The sequence below is a fragment of the Yersinia similis genome (assembly GCF_001053095.1).
Lineage (GTDB): Bacteria > Pseudomonadota > Gammaproteobacteria > Enterobacterales > Enterobacteriaceae > Yersinia > Yersinia similis.
Window position 1 is genome coordinate 1 of record NZ_CGBP01000007.1, and the last position, 23,493, is coordinate 23,493.

Consider the following 23,493-nt stretch of genomic DNA (forward strand, 5'->3'; position numbering starts at 1 on the left):
AGTGCGTTAGCAACACCTGGTTGGTAACGCGAGGTGCGCATATTACGCTTTCCTCATTCAGAGTCAACTATTTATTTCGTTGAATTTCTCTGTTCTCTTTGCCGGTCACTCAACTACTTGATTCGTTGTGTGCCGTCTCGATGGATGCGCATTATAGGGAGTTCTACGCAGCCCGCAACCGCTATTTTCAATAAAAATGACTGTTTGCTGCATTCCACAGCAAAACCCCGCTTTATACGCAGTTGTACACAAACTTATCCACAGATTGAATCTGCGCTCAAAATTGACGAGCATCACGCAATCGTTTTCGCTACAATTCCCCGCGTCGAAAAGGGTGACCTCATCGACAAAATATCAACGAAATAGTACGTGGCGCCCTATTAATTGGTGGTGCCCTATTAATTGATAGTGAAGAAAACTGCGACTCCAAATCCAAGGGATAAAACCATGCAACAACGCCGTCCAATCCGCCGTGCTCTACTCAGTGTGTCTGACAAAGCAGGTATCATCGAATTCGCCCAAGCACTTTCTCAACGCGGTATCGAGTTACTTTCCACCGGTGGGACTGCCCGCCTGCTGGCTGATGCTGGTTTGCCCGTTACCGAAGTGTCTGACTACACTGGCTTCCCGGAAATGATGGATGGACGTGTTAAGACTTTGCATCCAAAGGTGCATGGTGGGATTTTAGGTCGTCGTGGTCAGGATGATGGCATCATGGCTCAACATGACATTCAGCCGATTGATATTGTCGTCGTAAATCTGTATCCCTTCGCCCAAACAGTTGCCCGCCCGGATTGCTCGCTGGAAGATGCGGTTGAGAATATCGATATCGGTGGCCCAACCATGGTTCGCTCTGCGGCCAAGAACCATAAAGATGTCGCCATCGTGGTGAAGAGCAGCGACTACCCCGCCATTATTGCTGAGCTTGATAATAATGATGGTTCGTTGACTTACCCCACCCGCTTCAATCTGGCAATTAAAGCTTTCGAACACACCGCCGCCTACGACAGCATGATCGCCAACTACTTCGGCACACTGGTGCCACCTTATCATGGTGATACTGAACAACCTTCAGGCCATTTCCCTCGCACCCTAAATCTTAACTATATAAAGAAGCAGGATATGCGTTACGGCGAAAACAGCCACCAGCAAGCAGCCTTCTATATAGAAGAAGATATCAAAGAGGCATCAGTTGCCACAGCCCAGCAATTACAAGGGAAGGCCCTCTCTTATAACAATATTGCGGATACCGATGCCGCACTGGAATGTGTGAAAGAGTTCGGCGATCCAGCCTGTGTGATCGTTAAACATGCCAACCCATGTGGTGTGGCTATTGGTGACTCTATTCTTGCTGCTTATGAACGCGCCTATCAAACGGATCCAACCTCAGCTTTCGGTGGCATCATCGCCTTTAACCGTGAATTGGATGCGACAACGGCCAGCGCCATCATCAAACGCCAGTTTGTCGAAGTGATTATTGCACCAACGGTCAGCTCTGATGCACTGGCATTGCTTGCGGCTAAACAAAATGTCCGAGTCCTGACTTGTGGCCAGTGGCAAGCACGTTCGGCAGGTTTAGATTTCAAACGTGTTAATGGGGGCTTGCTGGTACAAGAACGCGATTTAGGTATGGTGACGGCGGCCGATCTTCGCGTGGTTTCCAAGCGTCAGCCTACCGAACAGGAACTGCGTGATGCGCTGTTCTGCTGGAAAGTGGCTAAATTTGTTAAATCTAATGCGATTGTCTATGCCCGCGATAACATGACAATCGGAATAGGTGCAGGCCAAATGAGCCGCGTGTACTCCGCGAAAATAGCCGGTATCAAAGCCGCAGATGAAGGACTGGAAGTGGCTGGTTCAGCCATGGCCTCGGATGCCTTTTTCCCGTTCCGTGATGGTATTGATGCCGCAGCGGCTGTGGGCATTACTTGTGTCATCCAACCGGGCGGCTCAATTCGTGATGATGAAGTTATCGCGGCTGCTGATGAACACGGTATTGCCATGATATTCACCGACATGCGCCATTTCCGTCATTAATTAACCCTCTTATATAGGAAGGGGCGCTAGATGACGCGCCCCTCACGGAGTCATCCAGATGAATATTTTGATAATTGGTAACGGCGGTCGTGAACACGCTCTGAGCTGGAAAGCCGCCCAATCTCCTTTAGCGGACAAAATTTATGTTGCACCAGGCAATGCCGGCACAGCACTGGAACCGACCTTAGAAAATGTTGATATCGCGGCCACTGATATTGCCGGTTTACTGGCCTTTGCTCAAAGCCATGATATCGGCCTGACTATCGTTGGCCCAGAAGCCCCTTTGGTGATCGGCGTGGTTGATGCGTTCCGCGCGGCGGGTTTAGCTATTTTTGGCCCGACTCAGGCTGCGGCTCAATTGGAGGGTTCTAAAGCCTTCACCAAAGATTTCCTGGCCCGTCACAATATTCCCTCAGCGGAATACCAAAACTTTACAGATGTCGATGCCGCGTTGGCCTATGTACGTCAAAAAGGTGCGCCAATCGTTATCAAAGCCGATGGTCTGGCCGCTGGTAAAGGCGTGATTGTTGCGATGACGCTGGAAGAAGCTGAAACCGCCGTGAATGACATGTTAGCCGGTAACGCTTTTGGTGATGCTGGTCACCGTATTGTGGTGGAAGAGTTCCTCGATGGCGAAGAAGCCAGCTTTATCGTGATGGTTGATGGCGAAAATGTTTTGCCAATGGCAACCAGTCAGGATCATAAGCGAGTTGGCGATGGTGATACCGGGCCAAATACCGGTGGTATGGGAGCTTATTCCCCTGCACCCGTGGTAACGGATGACGTTCACCAACGGGTCATGGATCAGGTTATCTGGCCGACCGTGCGTGGTATGGCGGCGGAAGGTAATATTTACACAGGTTTCCTCTATGCTGGCCTGATGATTTCAGCCGATGGGCAACCCAAAGTCATTGAGTTCAACTGCCGCTTTGGCGATCCAGAAACTCAGCCAATCATGTTGCGTATGCGCTCCGATTTGGTCGAACTGTGTTTAGCCGGTACACAAGGCAAACTGAATGAAAAAACCTCAGACTGGGATGAGCGCCCATCACTGGGGGTCGTTTTAGCCGCTGGCGGTTATCCAGCAGATTACCGCCAGGGTGATGTTATTCATGGCTTACCACAGCAGGAAGTCACAGATGGAAAAGTCTTCCACGCCGGGACCAAGCTGAATGGGAATAATGAAGTTGTCACCAATGGTGGCCGTGTCTTGTGTGTCACTGCGCTCGGTGAAACAGTCGCGCTGGCACAGCAATATGCCTATCGGTTAGCTGAGGGTATCCGGTGGGAAGGGGTTTTCTGTCGTAAAGATATCGGTTATCGAGCGATAGCTCGCGGTAAGTAAAGGCTCACTGTCTCTCAAAGGGTACAGTCTAGTGAGCTGTGCCCTACTTATTGCGGATCATAATCGATTACTGACCATATTATGACGCTGTACCGCTGATAACCGGTAACTTATAGATCATCGGTAACTTACAGGCTGCCTGCCTGAGGTTCCCAACGGCAGAAGTCCTGATTCGCGACCAGCAGAAGTTGTTGCCCTTCAGGTGAATCCAGCCATGCGACACCGAGAGGTTGCGTATTCTTCTCATCCCGCGTTGTCAGCCATGCCTGCGAATTATCATCCAGATTCAGACGCAACGTTTTACCCGCACAGGTAGTAAGCATTCCATCCTGCCAACGCCCCTGAATTAACCTTACGTCACCCGCACGTAACACACGGCTCAGATCCAAAATGCGTTTGGCTTCTAACTGGTAAACAGCTATATCATCCATGGAGAGCGGCTCACGCCGCGAAGCGAGCTGGCGTTGCATAAAGCTGGCCTGCCCTTGCTCATCGAAACGCAACTGGACACTCTTTGGGGTACTGCCTAAATCGTTGCGCCGGATTTCCCGTAAAATACCATTCTGGTACTCGTAGAAGGTCACTCGGGTATTGCCCCCGAAGTAGGGACTGTAAACGCTCATCAACACCTGAGGCTGCTGCTGCGCATTATCCTGACGCCATAAACGAACGACACCGCTATCGGCGATATACCCGCTGGCACTGAATTGAGGGGAATCTGACAGGCTGCTACAGGCGCTGAGACCCAAGGTTAATCCGAAGGTTATCAGCACCCGCCGCATAAACAAAAGGGGCTTTACCCCCCCCCTGCTTATTATTTTTACTGACACACTATGACTTGACAGCGTCTTTCAGTGCCTTACCAGAAACAAACGCAGGTACATTAGCGGCAGCAATTTTGATTTCTTTACCAGTTTGTGGGTTGCGGCCAGTGCGCTCATTACGATGGTTTACTTTGAAGGTACCAAAACCAACCAATTGTACAGGATCCCCTTCTTTCAGAGATTCGGTAATTGCAGCCAGTGTGGATTCCAGAGCAGCTTTAGCTTGTACCTTAGAAAGGTCCGCTTTGTCCGCGATTACGTCAATCAGTTGAGTCTTATTCATACGTTATCCTTACAGTGTATTTATCGTTTGCAAAGCATCAAGTGCGACGGATATGCCGATGGACAGCACTCCCTGCATACACGCACCGATAGCCACTTTTAATTAGCCCCCCAAATGTAGAACAGACAGGGGGCAGATGTGAAGCCTTAAGACGTGACAAATCAGGCGTTAAATCACGTTTTCTTGCCTTATTGCGTTAAATTTATGCCAATGTTGCTAACAGCGGCTTCCCGCAGGTCAGATCGTAGCCCTTTGATCAGATCTAAGTCGCGCTCTTCACAGTCAGCTAATAGACGAAAAATCTCCCACTGGATATCCCATTCCTCTTCAATCGCAGGCAAGATTTTTAGTTCTTCATCGGTCATTTCTTTACCTGCCAACGTCATTTCCAGCATCGCAACAGTACGGATTGATGCTTCGCTGATCGCGATGGCATGTTCCAGTGTTTCACCACTCAAACGTGAATGAATAGCCTCACCTAATGCGATACACGCATCAATCGCAGGATAAACACCGTAGATAGCATAGTCATCAGATGATGGAATGGCCTCTTCCAGCTTTTCCAATTGACTATCAAAGTTCACTTTAGCGTCCTTGACGACTAACGTTTCCCAGATAAGGTCCAGAATACGTCGATAAACCGCCGGATCGCCAAATTCGGTTTCCAAACAAAATTGCTGGTAATTGGGATACATCCGCTCGCACAGGCAAGCCATAAAAGTCAGATGTTGCCAACTTTCCAGCTTTTCGAGCCGTAGATGAATCGGATTACGTAACATGATGAGTTCTCATTATTCATTATCTGCGCGGCAGTGTAACCGAAATTAAATCATATCCCTACGCTTGCCAAGAAAATCAGGATTTTTCCGCCGCCAACGTTGAAATTGCGGGCGGTTTGAAGCGATAGCATCCGCCCAGCGGGTTGGTTCAGGCAAACGATAACCCGCCATGCAACGTTGAACCCATCTCAGCGCACTGCCAACACTCACCCGATGCCCAGGCGAAATAAACAGTGGATTACAACGGATTTTACTGCGCCATACCCAGCCAAGCTGTTCATCGTTATCGAGCAAGGGCTGCACCGCACCGACATTCTGATGCAGTGGCAAGAAATCACCACACAGGCGGCTTTTAGCAACACCAATCGTCGGCACATCGACCAATAAACCAAAATGGCTGGCAACACCGAGGCGGCGAGGATGAGCGATGCCTTGCCCATCGACCAGAATCAGATCAGGGCGCTGCTTCAACTGCGCCCACGCGGCCAACAACGCAGGATATTCACGAAAAGAGAGTAAGCCGGGGATATAAGGCAAAGAAGTTGCCACTCTGGCAACCTGGTATTCCACCAGCGCCAGAGAGGGATAGCGTAAAATAGCGATAGCAGCACGGGTTATCTCCCCATGCTGTTCAAAACCGACATCAGCACCAGCAATAAAGCGCACAGACTCGCTATCAATGTCATCATGAAGAATAATCTCCGATGCCCGTTGCCGCTGCTCTGCCTGTAGCGCTTTAGTATCAACTATCGGTTTAGTATCAACTATCAATTTAGTATCAACCATTGACTAACCGGCTCCATCCTACACACTGATTATTTTTGATGATAAGGCCGTGATAACGCATGTACCGCGTTCACAAATGCACCGGCATGTGCTGGCGGTACATCTTGATGAATCCCGTGGCCCAGATTAAACACATGCCCTTCACCCTGACCAAAGCTCGCCAAAATGGTACTGACCTCCTGCTCAATACGCGCAGGGGGGGCATACAGAACCGAAGGATCCATGTTGCCTTGCAATGCAACTTTATCACCAACACGACGACGCGCATCCGCGATATCCGTTGTCCAGTCCAGACCCAGCGCATCACAACCGGTGGCTGCCATCGCTTCCAGCCACTGCCCCCCGCCCTTGGTGAACAAGGTTACTGGGACCCTACGGCCTTCGTTTTCACGGATCAAACCATCGACGATTTTATGCATATAATTCAATGAGAATTCATGATAATCACGGTCTGTCAGTACCCCACCCCAGGTATCAAAGATCATGACCGATTGGGCCCCCGCCTTGATTTGGGCATTAAGATACAAAATGACGCTGTCTGCCAGTTTATCCAGTAGCAAGTGCAAGGTTTGCGGTTCGGCATACATCATTTTTTTCAGTTTGGTAAAGGCTTTGCTACTGCCGCCTTCAACCATATAGCTCGCCAGAGTCCATGGGCTACCAGAAAAACCGATTAAGGGCACCGAGCCGGCCAGTTCGCGACGAATGGTACGCACCGCATTCATCACATAACCCAATTCCTGCTCAGGGTCGGGGATCGGCAATTTTTCAACATCAGCCCGGCAGGTAATTGGGGATTGAAAACGCGGGCCTTCGCCAGTTTCAAAATAGAGCCCCAGTCCCATGGCATCAGGGATGGTCAGAATGTCGGAAAACAGAATCGCTGCATCCAGAGGATAACGACGCAGTGGTTGCATCGTGACCTCACAGGCTAACTCTGCATTTTTGCACAGTGACATAAAATCCCCAGCAATAGCGCGGGTTGCTTTATATTCTGGCAAATAACGGCCTGCCTGCCGCATCATCCATACCGGTGTCATGTCTACAGGCTGACGTAGCAAAGCACGCAGATAGCGATCGTTTTTCAACTCATTCATGATAGGGCTCCCTTAATGATCTGACGGCCTTGTATTATAAAGTGGCATTATATTACAAAACGGAATTGTAGCATGTCAGATGGCTCTTTCCTGAACTGCCTGAACACAGGTTTTAGCGCTTACCCTGTCGAACCCAGCTCTTCGCGGCATAATATGACCGTATCTTCAATCAGACGGCGTGCCACGGTACCAGGTGGAGGCAGCAACGGTAATTGGTCATAGCGATACCAGCCGGCATTCAGTAACTCTTTCGGGTCATGACATAATTCACCGCTGTCATAATCCGCCATAAATGCCATCATCAGTGAATGAGGAAATGGCCAAGGCTGTGACGTCACGTAGCGCAGGTTCTTAATGTGAATATTACTTTCTTCCAACACTTCCCGTGAAACCGCCTGTTCCAGGGTCTCCCCCACTTCAACAAACCCCGCCAGCACGGTATTGATACCGCCACGATGGCGCACATGTTGTGCCAGCAAAATTTCATCACCACGGCGAATAGCAACAATCACGCAGGGGGCAATTTGCGGATAATAGCGCTCCCGGCAGTGGTTACATAAGCTGGCCCATTCCGTCCGGCTGGCATGCATTTCATGCCCACAATAGCCACAAAAGCGATGTGAACGATAGAATTCGGCTAATTGCACACCGCGCCCTGCCAACTGAAATAAACCGCGGTCAACATCCAATAATTGCCGGACCGACCCCATCCCAGAAGGCATCATCTGGCGGATAAGCCACACAGGCTGCCCTTGCCATTCACCAATCTGCCGTGCAGTCGCGCCTTGCAGTGACCAATTAGCGGCATTGCCTTGTGGTAGATCTCCCTTCGGCAACCATAATTTATTTTCATGACTGACAATCCACCAGCCACTTTCTTTACCTGTAAGTTGTAGTTCCATATCGTTGTTGCACAACCTCTATTTCACTGGCAATCTAGAAACCGGCTGTTACATTTTTGTAACCCACAATATTTTTTCTTACTAATGGAGTCGTTCATGCTCAACCGACTGGAAAGCCTGACTCAACGCGTTGGCGGTAGTAATGAATTAATTGATCAATGGCTTCATGCGCGTAAAGAACTTTTAGTCTCTTATTGCACCGTGATCGGTATTAAGCCGCAAAAAGAGAAGCATACCCCGCTTAATGCAAAAACGCTGGAGAACTTTTGCCATAATTTAGTCGACTATCTTTCTTCAGGCCATTTCCATATCTATGACAGAATTATCAAAGAGGTGGAGGGCGCATCTAGCCCCAAAATGGCACTGACCGCCAAAATTCATCCTGCATTAAAAAACAACACTCAAACTATCATGGCATTCCATGATCGCTATACAAACATTGAAATCGACGACGATAGCTGCACCGAGTATCAACAAGCTTTATCGGATATCGGTGAAGCGCTTGACGCCCGTTTCAAGCTGGAAGACCAATTAATTCAATGGGCCGCCGAGTCCTGGCAAGCCGCCCAGCCAGCGGATGCTGATAAAAAGAGCCAGGTCAACTGACCGCCGCCAGTAACTGCGAATAAACAGCAGATACGGGTAACTCGCACAAAATGAGCAAGCAGAATAGCCTGCTCATAAGTAGGCTCTTGTAGTTTTAATTCAACCTCGTATAGTAAAGACTCTTGTCGGAGTGCCTAGCACCTGCTTTTTTAGGAAAGCAAACGCAGGCTGAGACCGTTAATTCGGGATCCGCGGAACCTGATCGGGTTAATACCCGCGAAGGGAACAAGAGTAATTTATCGCTACAGGCCCGATACTCACCCTCAAGGGTAGCTACCGGTCACTGGCCAACATCGTTACTCCCGCCAAGCTCCAGACAAGCAATTTTCCCGATACACCACACTGGCTCTATAAACCACACTGGTAGGAATTGCTATGTCTAATAATACAACGTCATTATCCGCTGAAAATTCGTCACCCCCACGTAAAGGCATACCTATTCGTAAAAAACAGCGCGAAGAGGCCCAACAGTTTATTAATACCTTACAAGGCGTTACTTTTCCCAATTCCCAACGTATTTATCTACAAGGCTCACGGCCCGATATTCAGGTGCCAATGCGTGAGATCCAACTCAGCCCGACGCAAATCGGTGGCAGTAAAAACGAACCACGCTATGAAGATAATGAGGCTATCCCGGTTTATGACACCTCCGGTCCCTATGGTGACCCACAAGCTAAACTGGATGTTCACAACGGGCTGCCTAAACTGCGTGCCGCTTGGGTTGCTGATCGCCAAGATATCGAAGCGCTGGCATCTGTCAGTTCCGGTTTTACCCAACAACGTTTGGCTGATGAAGGTCTGGACCATTTACGTTTTGAGCATCTGCCCCGCCCACAGAAAGCAGTCACTGGCAAATGTGTGACTCAGTTGCATTACGCCCGACAGGGGAAGATCACTCCAGAAATGGAGTTTATCGCCCTACGGGAAAATATGGGCCGTGAACGTATTCGTGGTGAAGTATTGCTTCAACAACATCCGGGACAAGCGTTTGGTGCCCATCTGCCGGAAAATATCACCGCCGAGTTTGTGCGTCAGGAAGTGGCTGCGGGTCGGGCTATCATCCCCGCCAATATTAATCACCCAGAATCTGAACCGATGATTATTGGCCGTAATTTTCTGGTCAAAGTGAATGCCAACATCGGTAATTCCGCCGTGACATCTTCCATTGAAGAAGAGGTGGAAAAACTGGTCTGGTCTACCCGCTGGGGGGCCGATACGGTGATGGACTTATCTACGGGTCGCTATATTCATGAAACGCGGGAATGGATCCTACGTAACAGCCCGGTCCCTATTGGCACAGTACCTATCTATCAGGCGCTGGAAAAAGTTAATGGCGTGGCCGAAAATCTGACGTGGGAAATGTTCCGTGACACCCTGTTAGAGCAGGCAGAGCAAGGGGTAGACTATTTTACTATCCACGCAGGGGTCTTGTTGCGCTATGTACCGATGACCGCCAAACGCCTAACCGGTATCGTCTCTCGCGGCGGTTCAATTATGGCAAAATGGTGCCTTTCTCATCATAAGGAAAACTTCCTGTATCAGCATTTCCGCGAAATCTGTCAAATTTGTGCAACCTATGACGTTTCATTATCACTGGGCGATGGCCTTCGCCCTGGTTCTATTCAGGATGCCAATGATGAAGCTCAATTCGCCGAACTGCATACTTTGGGTGAATTGACCAAAATCGCCTGGGAGTATGATGTACAGGTGATGATCGAAGGCCCAGGGCATGTGCCGATGCAGATGATCCGCCGCAATATGACCGAGGAGCTGGAACACTGCCACGAAGCGCCGTTTTATACCTTAGGCCCACTGACCACGGATATCGCACCGGGCTATGACCACTTTACCTCAGGGATTGGTGCAGCGATGATCGGCTGGTTTGGTTGTGCCATGCTCTGTTATGTCACCCCCAAAGAACACCTCGGCCTGCCGAATAAAGAAGATGTGAAACAAGGGCTTATTACTTACAAAATTGCCGCGCACGCCGCAGATTTGGCCAAAGGCCACCCCGGAGCTCAGATCCGTGATAACGCCATGTCAAAAGCCCGCTTTGAATTCCGCTGGGAAGATCAGTTTAATTTGGCGCTCGATCCAGCAACAGCCCGCGCTTATCACGATGAAACCCTGCCGCAAGAGTCCGGGAAAGTCGCTCACTTCTGTTCCATGTGCGGCCCGAAATTCTGTTCAATGAAAATTTCACAAGAAGTCCGCGACTATGCTGCTGCACAAGAACAAGCGGCCACACAAGCACAAGCCGCTACACCAACCACAGCAGTACAATCGATAGAAGTAGCACAGGCAATGAAAGTAGCGCAGCCAATTAATATTCTGCAATCAGGGATGGAAAAAATGTCGGCCGAGTTTCGCTCCCGTGGCAGTGAGCTATATCACCGCCCGGCGAATCTGAGTACAGGGGCCAATAATGAACCAACTTGATGCCCTCTCTCCTGTGGCTACACCAGGTTTCCCCTCCACGGAACAGCGTCTTGGGCTCTACCCAGTGGTGGACTCATTATTATGGATAGAACGCCTGCTGGCAGCCGGAGTCACGACGCTACAACTGCGCATTAAAAATGCAGACGATGCACAGGTCGAGCAAGATATTGTCGCGGCCATCGAATTAGGAAAACGCTATCAGGCGCGCTTATTTATCAATGATTACTGGCAGTTGGCGGTTAAACACGGCGCTTATGGCGTTCATCTCGGTCAGGAAGATCTGGAAACCGCTGATTTAGCGGCAATTCAGCAAGCGGGGTTACGGCTCGGCATTTCTACCCATGATGAACATGAGTTGGCGGTGGCAAAAACACTGCGCCCCTCTTATATCGCGCTGGGGCATATTTTCCCTACTCAGACCAAACAGATGCCGTCATCCCCACAGGGGTTGGCGTCTTTAAGCCGTCAGGTGAAGAATACGCCGGATTACCCAACCGTGGCTATCGGTGGCATCAGTATTGAGCGGGTGCCACACGTATTAGCAACTGGCGTCGGCAGTATCGCCGTGGTCAGCGCCATTACGTTGGCAAGTGACTGGCAACGGGCAACCGCACAATTACTGCACCTGATCGAGGGTAAGGAGTTGGCTGATGAAAAATGACCAGACGCTAAGTGACAGTGAATTTTTACGCTATAGCCGCCAACTGCTACTGGAAGATATCGGACCAGAAGGGCAACTAAAGCTAAAGGGCGCCAGTGTGCTGATTGTTGGCCTCGGTGGGTTGGGTTCCCCCGCCGCGCTCTATCTGGCCGCCGCCGGTGTCGGTCAGTTACTACTGGCTGACGATGACCAGTTGGATCTCACTAATTTGCAGCGCCAGATCCTGTATCGCACAGCAGATATCGGCCAAACGTTATCGAACCCCGCCTCATCGGTTAGCCACAATAAGGCCCGGTTAGCGCAATGCCATTTGCAGCAGCTCAATCCACAGATCCGTATTGTCGCACTGGATACACGTCTGACAGGAGAAGTGTTGACCGATGCTATCGCTAATGCAGATTTAGTTCTGGATTGCAGTGACAACATGGAGACCCGCCATCAGGTGAATGCCGCCTGTGTCGCGGCACAGAAGCCGTTAATCAGCGGCAGTGCTGTGGGGTTTAGTGGACAACTGTTGGTGATTGAACCGCCCTATTCTCAAGGCTGCTACGCCTGTATTTATCCAGATAAAGATCTGCCTCAGCGTAACTGCCGTACCGCCGGTGTTCTGGGGCCGGTGGTCGGTGTCATCGGCACATTGCAGGCGCTGGAAGCCATTAAAATGCTCGCGGGGATACCATTAGCGCTGAGCGGAAAATTACGGCTATTTGATGGCAAACAGCAGAGTTGGAGCACCCTGCAACTGACAAAGGCAGCTCATTGCCCGGCGTGTGGAGGTGGCTTGTGAAGACCAATCACATACCAATAATGCTCAATGACCAGCCATTAGAGGTGGAGTGCAATATCACCGCCGAGATGCTGCTCAACCAACTTAAACACCACCAGCCAGGAACCGCACTGGCTATTAATCAGGTCATTATTCCGCGCGCCGATTGGCAAAATCATCGGTTGCAAGCGGGTGATAATATTTTGCTGTTCCAAGCCATTGCCGGAGGCTGACATGCTGAAAATTGCCGATACTACTTTTACGTCTCGTTTATTTACGGGCACAGGGAAGTTCTCCTCTCCCGAACTGATGCTGGAAGCACTCCGCGCCTCGGGTTCACAACTTATTACCATGGCCATGAAGCGCGTTGACTTACAGTCAGGAAACGACGCGATCCTCGCACCATTGCGGCAGTTGGGAGTGCGCTTACTGCCTAATACATCCGGTGCCAAAACCGCTGAGGAAGCTATTTTTGCCGCACGTCTGGCCCGCGAAGCCTTGAATACCCATTGGGTAAAACTGGAAATTCATCCAGATGTGAGATATTTGCTACCTGACCCGATAGAAACGCTCAAGGCCGCCGAAGTGCTGGTGAAAGAGGGGTTTGTTGTTTTACCTTACTGTGGTGCTGACCCCGTATTGTGTAAACGACTGGAAGAAGTGGGTTGTGCCGCGGTGATGCCATTAGGCTCACCGATAGGATCTAATTTGGGGTTACGTACTCGCGACTTCCTGCAAATTATTATCGAACAATCTAAAGTCCCGGTCGTCGTTGATGCGGGCATTGGTGCACCGAGCCATGCCCTTGAAGCACTGGAGCTGGGTGCCGATGCCGTACTGGTGAATACTGCAATTGCCGTAGCTCATTCCCCGGTGCAGATGGCCCATGCTTTCCGGCTAGCGGTTGAATCTGGCGAACTGGCACGCTTGGCTGGGCTTGGCGCTTCACAGTTCAATCCTTCACAACCTAATACATTACAACTACAAGCCACCGCCACCAGCCCACTAACGGGTTTCCTCAGTCAACTTGAGGAGCAAAACCATGTCTGAAGACTTCAACCAGCGCTGGCAACAGTTGGACTGGGACGATATCGCCTTAACCATCAACAGTAAAAAACCCGCAGACGTTGAACGGGCGCTGAATGCCATCAAGCCCACCCGCGAAGATTTGATGGCGCTCATTTCCCCCGCCGCACTGGCTTACCTGGAGCCAATGGCACAGAAGGCCCAACAACTGACACGCCAACGTTTTGGGAATACGGTCAGTTTTTATGTGCCGCTTTATCTTTCCAATCTGTGTGCTAATGATTGCACTTACTGCGGCTTCTCGATGAGTAATCGCATCAAACGCAAGACATTGGATGAAGCGGAGATTATCCGAGAGTGTGAAGCCATCAAAGCGCTGGGTTTTGAGCACTTGCTGCTAGTAACCGGAGAGCACCAGACAAAAGTAGGAATGGATTATTTTCGCCGTCACCTCCCTACGATCCGCAGTAGGTTCAGTTCGCTAATGATGGAGGTTCAGCCATTGGCAGAAGATGAATATGCTGAATTAAAGGCGCTGGGATTAGATGGCGTGATGGTTTACCAGGAAACCTATCACCCAGCGACGTATCAGCAGCACCATTTGCGGGGTCATAAGCAGGATTTTCACTGGCGGCTGGCAACCCCAGATCGTTTGGGCCGTGCGGGGATCGACAAGATCGGATTGGGTGCCTTGATTGGCTTATCTAATAGTTGGCGTACCGACTGTTATATGTTGGCGGAGCACCTGTTTTATTTGCAACAAACTTACTGGCAAACCCGTTATTCGATCTCTTTCCCACGCTTGCGTCCGTGCGCTGGCGGGATTGAACCTGCATCCATCATGAGTGAGCCACAACTGCTGCAACTGATCTGCGCCTTTCGCCTATTTGCACCTGATGTGGAACTGTCGTTGTCTACCCGAGAATCACCTTTCTTCCGCGATAATGTCATTCCGCTTGCCATCAATAATGTCAGTGCTGGGTCAAAAACCCAACCGGGGGGTTATGCTGATGATCATCCCGAACTGGAACAATTTGCGCCCCATGATAACCGCTCCCCGAAACAGGTCGCACAAGCGTTAACAAAAGCAGGCTTACAGCCCGTGTGGAAAGATTGGGATAGCCATTTAGGCCGTTCATTGCGATAACCGAGTTCACGTAATATTGAAAAACCGCCCGAAGGCGTAATATCAGTGAGTTACACCACTGGCTGGTATTACACCGTTGCATTTCATTATTTGTTCTTAATATGCCGCTAAAAATCAGAGATAACTTAGTTTGATGTGCAATTGGAACATTGAAAGTAATTTTGATAAAAAAATCGTGATAAAAATAAGCAAAAAAAAACGGCCCGAGAAGAGGGCCGTTTGTCTATCAAAAACCCGCAGGCAAAGAGATTAGCCTTTGTTGTTACCAAAACCGGCGTTAAGCAATTCGGCCAGGTTTGCAGTCGCTTCATCCGCGCTGACTTGTGGAACAACAGGAGCTTCACCCTGTGCTTTACGGCGCATACGATCCTGATGATAAGCATAACCAGTACCGGCTGGGATCAGACGGCCTACGATTACGTTTTCTTTCAGGCCGCGCAGTTCATCACGTTTACCGGCAACTGCCGCTTCAGTAAGAACGCGCGTGGTTTCCTGGAACGAAGCCGCAGAGATGAAGGACTCGGTCGCCAAGGATGCCTTGGTGATACCCAGCAGGTCACGGGTGAACGTAGCCTCGATTTTGCCTTCTGCTGCCAGCTTACGGTTAGCGATTTTAACGCGGGACATTTCTGCCTGCTCGCCTTCCAGGAAGTCGGTGCTACCTGCATCAACGATAGTGCCTTTACGCAGCATCTGACGAACGATAACTTCAATGTGTTTATCGTTAATCTTAACGCCTTGCAGACGGTAAACTTCCTGCACTTCGTTGGTGATGTAGCGGGTAACCGCGTGAACGCCACGCAGACGCAGAATATCATGTGGAGATTCTGGGCCATCGGAAACCACATCACCGCGTTCCACAACTTCACCTTCGAACACGTTAAGCTGACGCCATTTCGGAATCATCTCTTCGTATGCATCGCTACCATCCAACGGTGAGATCACCAGACGACGCTTGCCTTTGGTCTCTTTACCGAACGAGATGATCCCGCTGATTTCAGCCAGGATTGCAGGCTCTTTCGGACGGCGTGCTTCGAACAAGTCAGCAACACGTGGCAGACCACCGGTAATATCCTTGGTACCGCTTGATTCCTGAGGAATACGCGCCAGGGTATCACCCGCACCGATCTGAATACCGTCTTCCAGCTGTACAATCGCTTTACCTGGCAGGAAGTATTGAGCAGGCATATCAGTACCTGGGATCAATACATCGTTGCCTTTGGCATCAACGATTTTCAGTGCTGGACGCAGATCTTTACCGCTACCCGTACGCTCTGCACTGTCCAGAACCACCAGAGAAGACAAACCAGTCAGTTCGTCGGTCTGGCGAGTAATGGTCTGGCCATCAACCATGTCGGCGAAGCGAATGAAACCGCTCACTTCGGTGACCACTGGCATGATGTGCGGATCCCAGTTAGCAACGGTTTCGCCGCCCTGAACTTCTGCGCCATCGCCTTTAGCCATTACCGCACCGTAAGGCACTTTATAGCTTTCTTTGGTACGACCGAATTCGTCGATCAGCTTCAGCTCGGTATTACGAGACGTAATAACCAGCTTGCCAGCCGCATTGGTCACGAACTTGACGTTGCTCAGTTTCAAGCTGCCTTTGTTCTTAACCTGGATGCTGGATTCTGCTGCCGCACGAGATGCCGCACCACCGATGTGGAACGTACGCATCGTAAGCTGAGTACCCGGCTCACCGATGGACTGTGCTGCAATAACACCAACCGCTTCACCTTTGTTGATGATGTGACCACGTGCCAGGTCGCGACCATAGCAGTTAGCACACACACCGAAGTCAGTTTCACAGCTTACTACGGAGCGAACTTTAACGCTGTCGACGGAGTTTTCTTCTAACAGATCACACCATTTTTCGTCCAGCAGGGTGTTACGCGGAACCAGAATATCAGCCGAACCGGGCTTGATAACTTCTTCTGCGGTCACACGACCCAGTACGCGATCACGCAGTGGCTCTTTAACATCACCACCTTCGATAACCGGGGTCATCACGATACCATTATGGGTACCACAATCATCCTCAGTCACCACCAGATCCTGTGCCACGTCAACTAAACGACGGGTCAGGTAACCGGAGTTCGCAGTTTTCAATGCGGTATCCGCCAAACCTTTACGCGCACCGTGGGTTGAGATGAAGTACTGAAGTACGTTCAAACCTTCACGGAAGTTCGCAGTGATTGGCGTTTCAATGATCGAGCCGTCTGGCTTAGCCATCAGACCACGCATACCTGCCAGCTGACGAATCTGTGCGGCAGAACCACGCGCACCGGAGTCGGCCATCATGAAGATGCTGTTGAATGAAACTTGCTGTTCAACAACGCCATCACGGTTGACAACATCCTCAACCGACAAGTTATCCATCATCGCTTTAGCAACACGTTCGTTAGCCGCAGCCCAGATATCGATCACTTTGTTATAACGTTCGCCTGCCGTTACCAGACCAGATTGGAACTGCTCTTGGATCTCAGCAACTTCAGTTTCAGCTTCTTCGATGATCCCCGCTTTCGCTTCTGGGATAACCATGTCATCGATACCTACAGAGGCGCCTGAGCGTGCTGCGTAAGCAAAACCGGTGTACATGATTTGGTCAGCAAAGATAACCGTTGGCTTCAAGCCCAAGATGCGGTAACAAGTGTTCAGCATCTTGGAGATAGCTTTTTTGCCCAGCGGCTGGTTAACGATAGAGTAAGGCAGGCCTTGCGGGACGATCATCCACAAAATAGCCCGGCCTACAGTCGTATCAATAATGCTGGTACGCGTAATGCTTTCGCCTTCGGTATTACGAATTTCTTCGGTAATACGTACTTTTACGCGGGCATGCAGAGATGCCAGGCCAGCGCGATAAATACGCTCAGCTTCTTTCGGACCAGTCAGAACCATGCCTTCGCCTTTGGCGTTAACACAGTCGCGGGTCATGTAATACAGACCCAATACAACGTCCTGAGAAGGAACGATGATTGGCTCGCCGTTCGCTGGTGACAGGATGTTGTTGGTAGACATCATTAACGCACGCGCTTCTAACTGAGCTTCCAGTGTCAGCGGTACGTGAACAGCCATTTGGTCACCATCGAAGTCGGCGTTATATGCCGCACAAACCAATGGGTGCAACTGGATTGCCTTACCTTCGATCAGAACCGGTTCAAACGCCTGGATACCCAAACGGTGAAGGGTTGGTGCACGGTTCAGCAGCACTGGGTGTTCGCGGATAACTTCATCCAGGATATCCCAAACAACTGCTTCTTCACGCTCAACCATCTTCTTGGCTGCTTTGATAGTGGTAGCAAGACCACGCAGTTCCAGCTTGCCATAGATGAACGGTTTGAACAGCTCAAGAGCCATTTTCTTAGGCAGACCGCACTGATGCAGACGCAGGTATGGACCAACGGTAATAACCGAACGACCTGAGTAGTCAACACGTTTACCCAGCAAGTTCTGACGGAAACGACCTTGCTTACCTTTGATCATGTCAGCCAGTGACTTCAACGGACGCTTGTTAGAGCCGGTAATCGCACGACCGCGACGGCCGTTATCCAGCAATGCATCGACTGCTTCTTGCAGCATACGCTTTTCGTTACGTACGATGATGTCCGGTGCCGCCAAGTCCAGCAGGCGTTTTAGACGGTTGTTACGGTTGATCACGCGACGATACAAATCGTTCAGATCGGAAGTCGCAAAGCGACCACCATCCAACGGAACCAATGGACGTAGATCTGGCGGCAACACAGGCAGCACAGTCAGGATCATCCACTCTGGCTTGTTGCCAGACTGTACGAACGCTTCCAGCAACTTGATACGCTTGGTCAGCTTCTTACGCTTGGTTTCAGAATTTGTTTCGTTCAATTCTTCACGCAGGATCTCGCACTCAGCTTCCAGATCCATGTTTTTCAACAGGGCCTGAATAGCCTCGGCGCCCATTTTCGCGTCGAACTCATCACCAAACTCTTCCAACGCATCCAGATACTGCTCTTCAGTCAGAATCTGGCGACGTTCCAGGTTGGTCATACCGCCTTCAATAACCACATAGGATTCGAAGTACAGTACACGTTCGATATCACGTAATGGCATATCCAGCAGCAAACCGATGCGAGATGGCAGCGATTTCAGGAACCAGATGTGCGCAGTTGGAGACGCCAGTTCGATGTGACCCATACGCTCACGGCGCACTTTAGTTTGAGTCACTTCAACGCCGCATTTCTCACAAATAACACCACGGTGTTTTAAACGCTTGTACTTACCGCACAGGCATTCGTAATCTTTTACTGGGCCAAAGATACGGGCGCAGAAAAGGCCGTCACGTTCTGGTTTGAACGTACGGTAGTTAATGGTTTCCGGCTTTTTAACTTCACCGAATGACCATGAACGGATCATGTCTGGCGATGCCAGAGCAATTTTGATCGCATCAAACTCTTCGGTCTTAGTTTGCGCTTTCAGAAACTTTAATAAGTCTTTCACGGATTGGCTCCTGTCGGAGTTAGACCTGATAGGCACCCAAACCTAAGAACCTAGGTTTGAGCGCCCCTGTGACCAGTGCGAACCACCAGCAAACTCCCGGCTATGAGAGCTTGCCGTCTGGTGAAGAGTTACTCTTCTTCCAGCTCGATATTGATGCCCAGAGAGCGGATTTCTTTCAACAATACGTTGAAGGACTCCGGCATTCCTGGTTCCATACGGTGATCGCCATCCACGATGTTTTTGTACATCTTGGTACGGCCGTTTACATCGTCGGACTTGACGGTAAGCATTTCTTGCAATGTGTACGCGGCGCCATAAGCTTCCAACGCCCACACTTCCATCTCACCGAAGCGCTGACCACCGAACTGAGCTTTACCACCCAGCGGCTGCTGAGTAACCAAGCTATAAGAACCGGTAGAACGCGCATGCATCTTGTCATCAACCAAGTGGTTCAGTTTCAGCATGTACATGTAGCCGACAGTAACCTGGCGTTCAAATTGCTCACCGGTACGGCCGTCAAACAAGGTAATCTGACCAGACGTTGGCAGGCCACCCAGCTGTAACAGTTCCTTGATTTCTTTCTCTGTCGCACCATCGAAGACTGGCGTTGCGATTGGCATACCTTTTTTCAGGTTCTCTGCCAGACGCAGTACTTCGTCATCGGTAAAGGTGCTCAGATCAACTTTCTGACAAACGTTGTCGCCCAGATCGTAGGCCTTCTGAATGAACTCACGCAGTTTGGCAACTTCTTCCTGCTTCTTGAGCATGGCGTTGATTTTCTCGCCGATACCCTTCGCTGCCATCCCTAAGTGGGTTTCCAAAATCTGACCGATGTTCATACGCGATGGTACGCCCAGCGGGTTCAGAACGATGTCTACCGGCGTACCGTTTTCATCGTAAGGCATATCTTCGATTGGGTTAATCTTAGAGATAACACCTTTGTTACCGTGACGACCGGCCATTTTATCACCCGGTTGAATCTGACGTTTAACCGCCAGATACACCTTGACGATTTTCAGCACACCAGGTGCCAGATCATCGCCTTGGGTAATTTTACGACGCTTGGCATCCATCTTCTTCTCGAATTCGGATTTCATTTCGTCGTACTGCTCTGCCAACTGTTCCAGCTGGTTTTGCTTGTCTTCGTCGGTCAGGCCCAGTTCCAGCCAGCGTTCACGTGGTAACTTGCTCAGCTTCTCTGCTTCGATGCCACCAGAAACCAGTACCGCGTGGATACGTGCAAACAAGCCCGCTTCCAGGATCTGCAACTCTTCAGTCAGGTCTTTCTTAGCCTGCTTCAGTTGCATCTCTTCGATTTCCAATGCACGTTTGTCTTTTTCTACGCCATCGCGAGTAAAGACCTGTACGTCGATAACCGTACCAGAAACACCGTTTGGTACACGCAGAGAAGAGTCTTTAACATCAGACGCTTTCTCACCGAAGATCGCACGTAACAGTTTCTCTTCTGGCGTCAGTTGGGTTTCACCTTTAGGCGTTACCTTACCAACCAGAATGTCACCGCCAGTCACTTCAGCACCGATATACACGATACCGGATTCATCTAATTTGGAGAGTGCTGCTTCACCCACGTTCGGGATATCGGCAGTGATCTCTTCAGGCCCTAACTTGGTGTCGCGTGACACACATGCCAATTCCTGAATATGGATGGTTGTGAAGCGATCTTCTTGCACCACGCGCTCGGAGACCAAGATGGAGTCTTCGAAGTTGTAGCCGTTCCAAGGCATGAACGCTACGCGCATGTTCTGACCCAATGCCAGTTCGCCCAGGTCTGTCGATGGGCCATCTGCCAGCACGTCACCGCGCTCGATTGGCTCACCCAGATTCACACAAGGCATCTGGTTGATACAGGTGTTCTGGTTAGAACGGGTGTATTTGGTCAGGTTATAAATATCAATGCCTGCTTCGCCTGGGTACATCTCATCTTCGTTAACTTTAATAACGATACGGGATGCATCTACGTACTGAACAGTACCGCCACGTTTGGCTACAGAGGTTACCCCTGAGTCAACCGCCACTGCACGTTCCATACCAGTACCCACTAACGGCTTATCAGCACGCAGAGTAGGAACCGCCTGACGTTGCATGTTCGCACCCATCAAGGCACGGTTGGCGTCATCGTGTTCCAAGAATGGAATCAGAGAAGCACCAACGGATACGATTTGCTGAGTAGATACGTCCATGTAGTCAACTTGCTCGCGGCTAAACAGGCTTGATTCGCCTTTGCTACGACAAGTAACCAAATCTTCTAAAAAGCGGCCTTCATCATCCAGGTTGGAGTTCGCCTGAGCGATAACGAAGTTGCCTTCTTCAATAGCAGACAGATAGTTAATTTCATCGGTCACCACACCATCACGTACACGACGATAAGGTGTTTCCAGGAAACCATACTCGTTAGTCTGTGCATATACAGACAAGGAGTTGATCAAACCGATGTTTGGACCTTCTGGCGTTTCGATTGGACATACGCGACCGTAGTGAGTCGGGTGTACGTCTCGAACTTCAAAGCCAGCACGTTCACGGGTCAAACCGCCCGGACCCAATGCAGAGATACGGCGCTTATGCGTAATCTCAGACAACGGGTTGTTCTGGTCCATAAATTGGGACAACTGGCTGGAACCAAAGAACTCTTTCACCGCAGCCGAAATAGGCTTGGCGTTGATCATGTCCTGCGGCATCAGAGTATCGAGGTCGCCCAGAGACAAACGCTCTTTAACTGCACGCTCAACACGAACTAGACCGACACGGAACTGGTTTTCAGCCATCTCGCCAACGGAACGAATACGACGGTTGCCTAAGTGGTCGATATCATCCACTTCGCCTCTACCGTTACGGATATCAATGAGCTTTTTCATCACTTCAGTGATGTCTTCTTTGCTCAGGATACCGGAACCTTCGATCTCATCACGCAACAGAGAACGGTTGAACTTCATCCGGCCAACCGCAGATAAATCATAGCGGTCTTCGGAGAAGAACAGATTCTCAAACAGATTTTCAGCAGCTTCACGTGTTGGCGGCTCACCAGGGCGCATCATGCGATAGATCTCAACCAAGGCGCTCAGACGATCGCTGGTTGGGTCAACACGCAGGGTCTCGGAGATATAAGCACCGTGATCCAGATCGTTGGTGAACAACGTTTCAATTTGCTTGTGGCCAGACTGGCTCAGCTTAGCCAGCAAATCCAGTGACAGCTCCATGTTAGCTGCACAGATCAGCTCACCGGTGCTCGCATCAACATAGTCTTTTGCAACAACTTTACCGGCAATGTATTCAACCGGTACTTCGATGCGATCAATGCCGTCTTTTTCAAGCTGGCGAATATGGCGAGCAGTAATACGACGCGCTTTCTCGACGTAAACTTTACCATTCGCTTCAATATCAAAGGATGCCGTTTCACCGCGCAGGCGCTCTGGAACCAATTCCATCTGCAGCTTGTTATCACGAATCTCAAAGACCACTTTCTCAAAGAACAGATCCAGGATCTGTGCAGTGGTGAAATTCAATGCACGCAGAATGATGGTTGCAGGCAATTTACGGCGACGGTCAATACGTACAAACAGGTTGTCTTTCGGATCAAACTCGAAATCTAACCATGAACCGCGGTAAGGGATGATACGTGCGTTGTACAGCACTTTACCCGATGAATGGGTTTTACCCTTATCGCTGTCAAAGAACACACCAGGACTACGGTGCAGCTGAGATACGATAACCCTCTCAGTACCATTAATAACAAAGGTACCATTTTCGGTCATGAGTGGAATTTCACCCATATAGACTTCTTGTTCTTTGATGTCTTTGACCGTACCTTCCGGAGCTTCCCGCTCATAGATAACCAGACGCAGTTTAACGCGCAGCGGTGCTGAATAAGTCACACCACGGATCTGGCACTCTTTGACGTCGAATACTGGCTCACCAAGACGGTAGCTAACGTATTGCAGCTCCGAATTGCCGCTGTAGCTCTGGATAGGAAAAACAGAACGGAATGCTGCTTCTAGTCCGTGCTGCCCTTCGGGATCTTGCTCGATAAATTTCTGGAACGAGTCAAGTTGGATAGAAAGGAGATAAGGTATGTCCAAAACTTGTGGACGTTTACCAAAATCCTTACGAATACGTTTTTTCTCGGTATAGGAGTAAACCATAGGGTTCCTCAGCTCGCTGATCAGTGACCCACTCTGTCCGCCCTAAACTAGGACAGGTCATGCAACACTATTATTTTGATCGAGAAGTCGAAACACTTCCCGGAATACTCTTTTCTATCACTCTTAAACCATTTCATCGCGTTACCTTGACTACCGAGCTACCCGAGT

The 23,493-nt window shown here is 50.1% G+C and carries 17 protein-coding genes and 1 riboswitch; of the genes, 9 read left to right on the forward strand and 8 right to left on the reverse strand.

What is annotated here, in order from left to right:
* Positions 1-447 precede the first annotated feature (447 nt).
* Together purH and purD are read left to right on the forward strand one after the other, a co-directional pair.
* Positions 448-2,037 carry a bifunctional phosphoribosylaminoimidazolecarboxamide formyltransferase/IMP cyclohydrolase gene (gene purH, locus AC971_RS07125; protein WP_025382251.1) on the forward strand — a complete coding sequence of 530 codons (1,590 nt, stop codon included), beginning with the start codon at positions 448-450 and terminating at the stop codon, positions 2,035-2,037.
* A gap of 58 nt (positions 2,038-2,095) precedes the next feature.
* Positions 2,096-3,382: a phosphoribosylamine--glycine ligase gene (purD, locus tag AC971_RS07130; RefSeq protein ID WP_025382250.1), complete on the forward strand. Its 1,287-nt coding sequence runs from the start codon at positions 2,096-2,098 to the stop codon at positions 3,380-3,382.
* 128 nt (positions 3,383-3,510) lie between these two features.
* On the opposite strand, the gene AC971_RS07135 is transcribed toward purD, so the two are convergent.
* From AC971_RS07135 to nudC, 6 genes are all read right to left on the reverse strand, one after another.
* On the reverse strand, positions 3,511-4,164 hold the full coding sequence (locus AC971_RS07135; protein WP_025382249.1) for a DUF1481 domain-containing protein: 654 nt from the start codon (positions 4,162-4,164) through the stop codon (positions 3,511-3,513).
* 49 nt (positions 4,165-4,213) lie between these two features.
* Positions 4,214-4,489: a nucleoid-associated protein HU-alpha gene (gene hupA / locus AC971_RS07140; RefSeq protein ID WP_002210689.1), complete on the reverse strand. Its 276-nt coding sequence runs from the start codon at positions 4,487-4,489 to the stop codon at positions 4,214-4,216.
* A 188-nt stretch (positions 4,490-4,677) separates the two neighbouring features.
* Entirely contained in the window at positions 4,678-5,268 is a 591-nt protein-coding gene (locus AC971_RS07145) for a YjaG family protein (protein WP_025382248.1), read from the reverse strand.
* Positions 5,269-5,313: 45 nt separating this feature from the next.
* Positions 5,314-6,018 (reverse strand): deoxyribonuclease V, encoded by a 705-nt coding sequence (gene nfi, locus AC971_RS07150; protein WP_025382247.1) that lies wholly within the window; start codon positions 6,016-6,018, stop codon positions 5,314-5,316.
* Positions 6,019-6,083: 65 nt separating this feature from the next.
* Positions 6,084-7,151, reverse strand: coding sequence for a uroporphyrinogen decarboxylase (hemE, locus tag AC971_RS07155; RefSeq protein ID WP_025382246.1), 1,068 nt, complete (start codon positions 7,149-7,151; stop codon positions 6,084-6,086).
* A 119-nt stretch (positions 7,152-7,270) separates the two neighbouring features.
* The gene (gene nudC, locus AC971_RS07160; protein WP_025382245.1) at positions 7,271-8,053 is read right to left on the reverse strand and encodes an NAD(+) diphosphatase; all 783 of its coding nucleotides are present in this window, start codon (positions 8,051-8,053) and stop codon (positions 7,271-7,273) included.
* A 96-nt stretch (positions 8,054-8,149) separates the two neighbouring features.
* Between nudC and AC971_RS07165 the strand changes: the two genes are divergently transcribed.
* From AC971_RS07165 to thiH, 7 genes are all read left to right on the forward strand, one after another.
* Positions 8,150-8,659 carry an Rsd/AlgQ family anti-sigma factor gene (locus AC971_RS07165; protein ID WP_025382244.1) on the forward strand — a complete coding sequence of 170 codons (510 nt, stop codon included), beginning with the start codon at positions 8,150-8,152 and terminating at the stop codon, positions 8,657-8,659.
* Positions 8,660-8,775: 116 nt separating this feature from the next.
* A riboswitch (TPP riboswitch) is annotated at positions 8,776-8,901 on the forward strand.
* A 133-nt stretch (positions 8,902-9,034) separates the two neighbouring features.
* The gene (gene thiC, locus AC971_RS07170) at positions 9,035-11,098 is read left to right on the forward strand and encodes a phosphomethylpyrimidine synthase ThiC (RefSeq protein WP_025382243.1); all 2,064 of its coding nucleotides are present in this window, start codon (positions 9,035-9,037) and stop codon (positions 11,096-11,098) included.
* A complete protein-coding gene (gene thiE, locus AC971_RS07175; RefSeq protein WP_025382242.1) occupies positions 11,085-11,759 on the forward strand; it encodes a thiamine phosphate synthase in 675 nt (224 codons plus the stop codon). Before thiC ends, thiE begins: the two co-directional genes overlap by 14 nt.
* On the forward strand, positions 11,749-12,546 hold the full coding sequence (locus tag AC971_RS07180; RefSeq protein WP_025382241.1) for a HesA/MoeB/ThiF family protein: 798 nt from the start codon (positions 11,749-11,751) through the stop codon (positions 12,544-12,546). Before thiE ends, AC971_RS07180 begins: the two co-directional genes overlap by 11 nt.
* The gene (gene thiS, locus AC971_RS07185) at positions 12,543-12,758 is read left to right on the forward strand and encodes a sulfur carrier protein ThiS (RefSeq protein ID WP_025382240.1); all 216 of its coding nucleotides are present in this window, start codon (positions 12,543-12,545) and stop codon (positions 12,756-12,758) included. The genes AC971_RS07180 and thiS overlap by 4 nt, the downstream gene beginning before the upstream one ends.
* A 1-nt stretch (position 12,759) precedes the next feature.
* A complete protein-coding gene (locus AC971_RS07190; RefSeq protein ID WP_025382239.1) occupies positions 12,760-13,575 on the forward strand; it encodes a thiazole synthase in 816 nt (271 codons plus the stop codon).
* Positions 13,568-14,698, forward strand: a complete 1,131-nt coding sequence (gene thiH, locus AC971_RS07195) for a 2-iminoacetate synthase ThiH (RefSeq protein WP_025382238.1) — start codon at positions 13,568-13,570, stop codon at positions 14,696-14,698. The genes AC971_RS07190 and thiH overlap by 8 nt, the downstream gene beginning before the upstream one ends.
* 249 nt (positions 14,699-14,947) lie before the next feature.
* Here thiH and rpoC read toward each other — a convergent pair whose 3' ends face one another.
* Positions 14,948-19,168: a DNA-directed RNA polymerase subunit beta' gene (gene rpoC / locus AC971_RS07200; protein WP_002210677.1), complete on the reverse strand. Its 4,221-nt coding sequence runs from the start codon at positions 19,166-19,168 to the stop codon at positions 14,948-14,950.
* A 128-nt stretch (positions 19,169-19,296) separates the two neighbouring features.
* Positions 19,297-23,325: a DNA-directed RNA polymerase subunit beta gene (gene rpoB, locus AC971_RS07205; protein WP_025382237.1), complete on the reverse strand. Its 4,029-nt coding sequence runs from the start codon at positions 23,323-23,325 to the stop codon at positions 19,297-19,299.
* Positions 23,326-23,493: the final 168 nt, after the last annotated feature.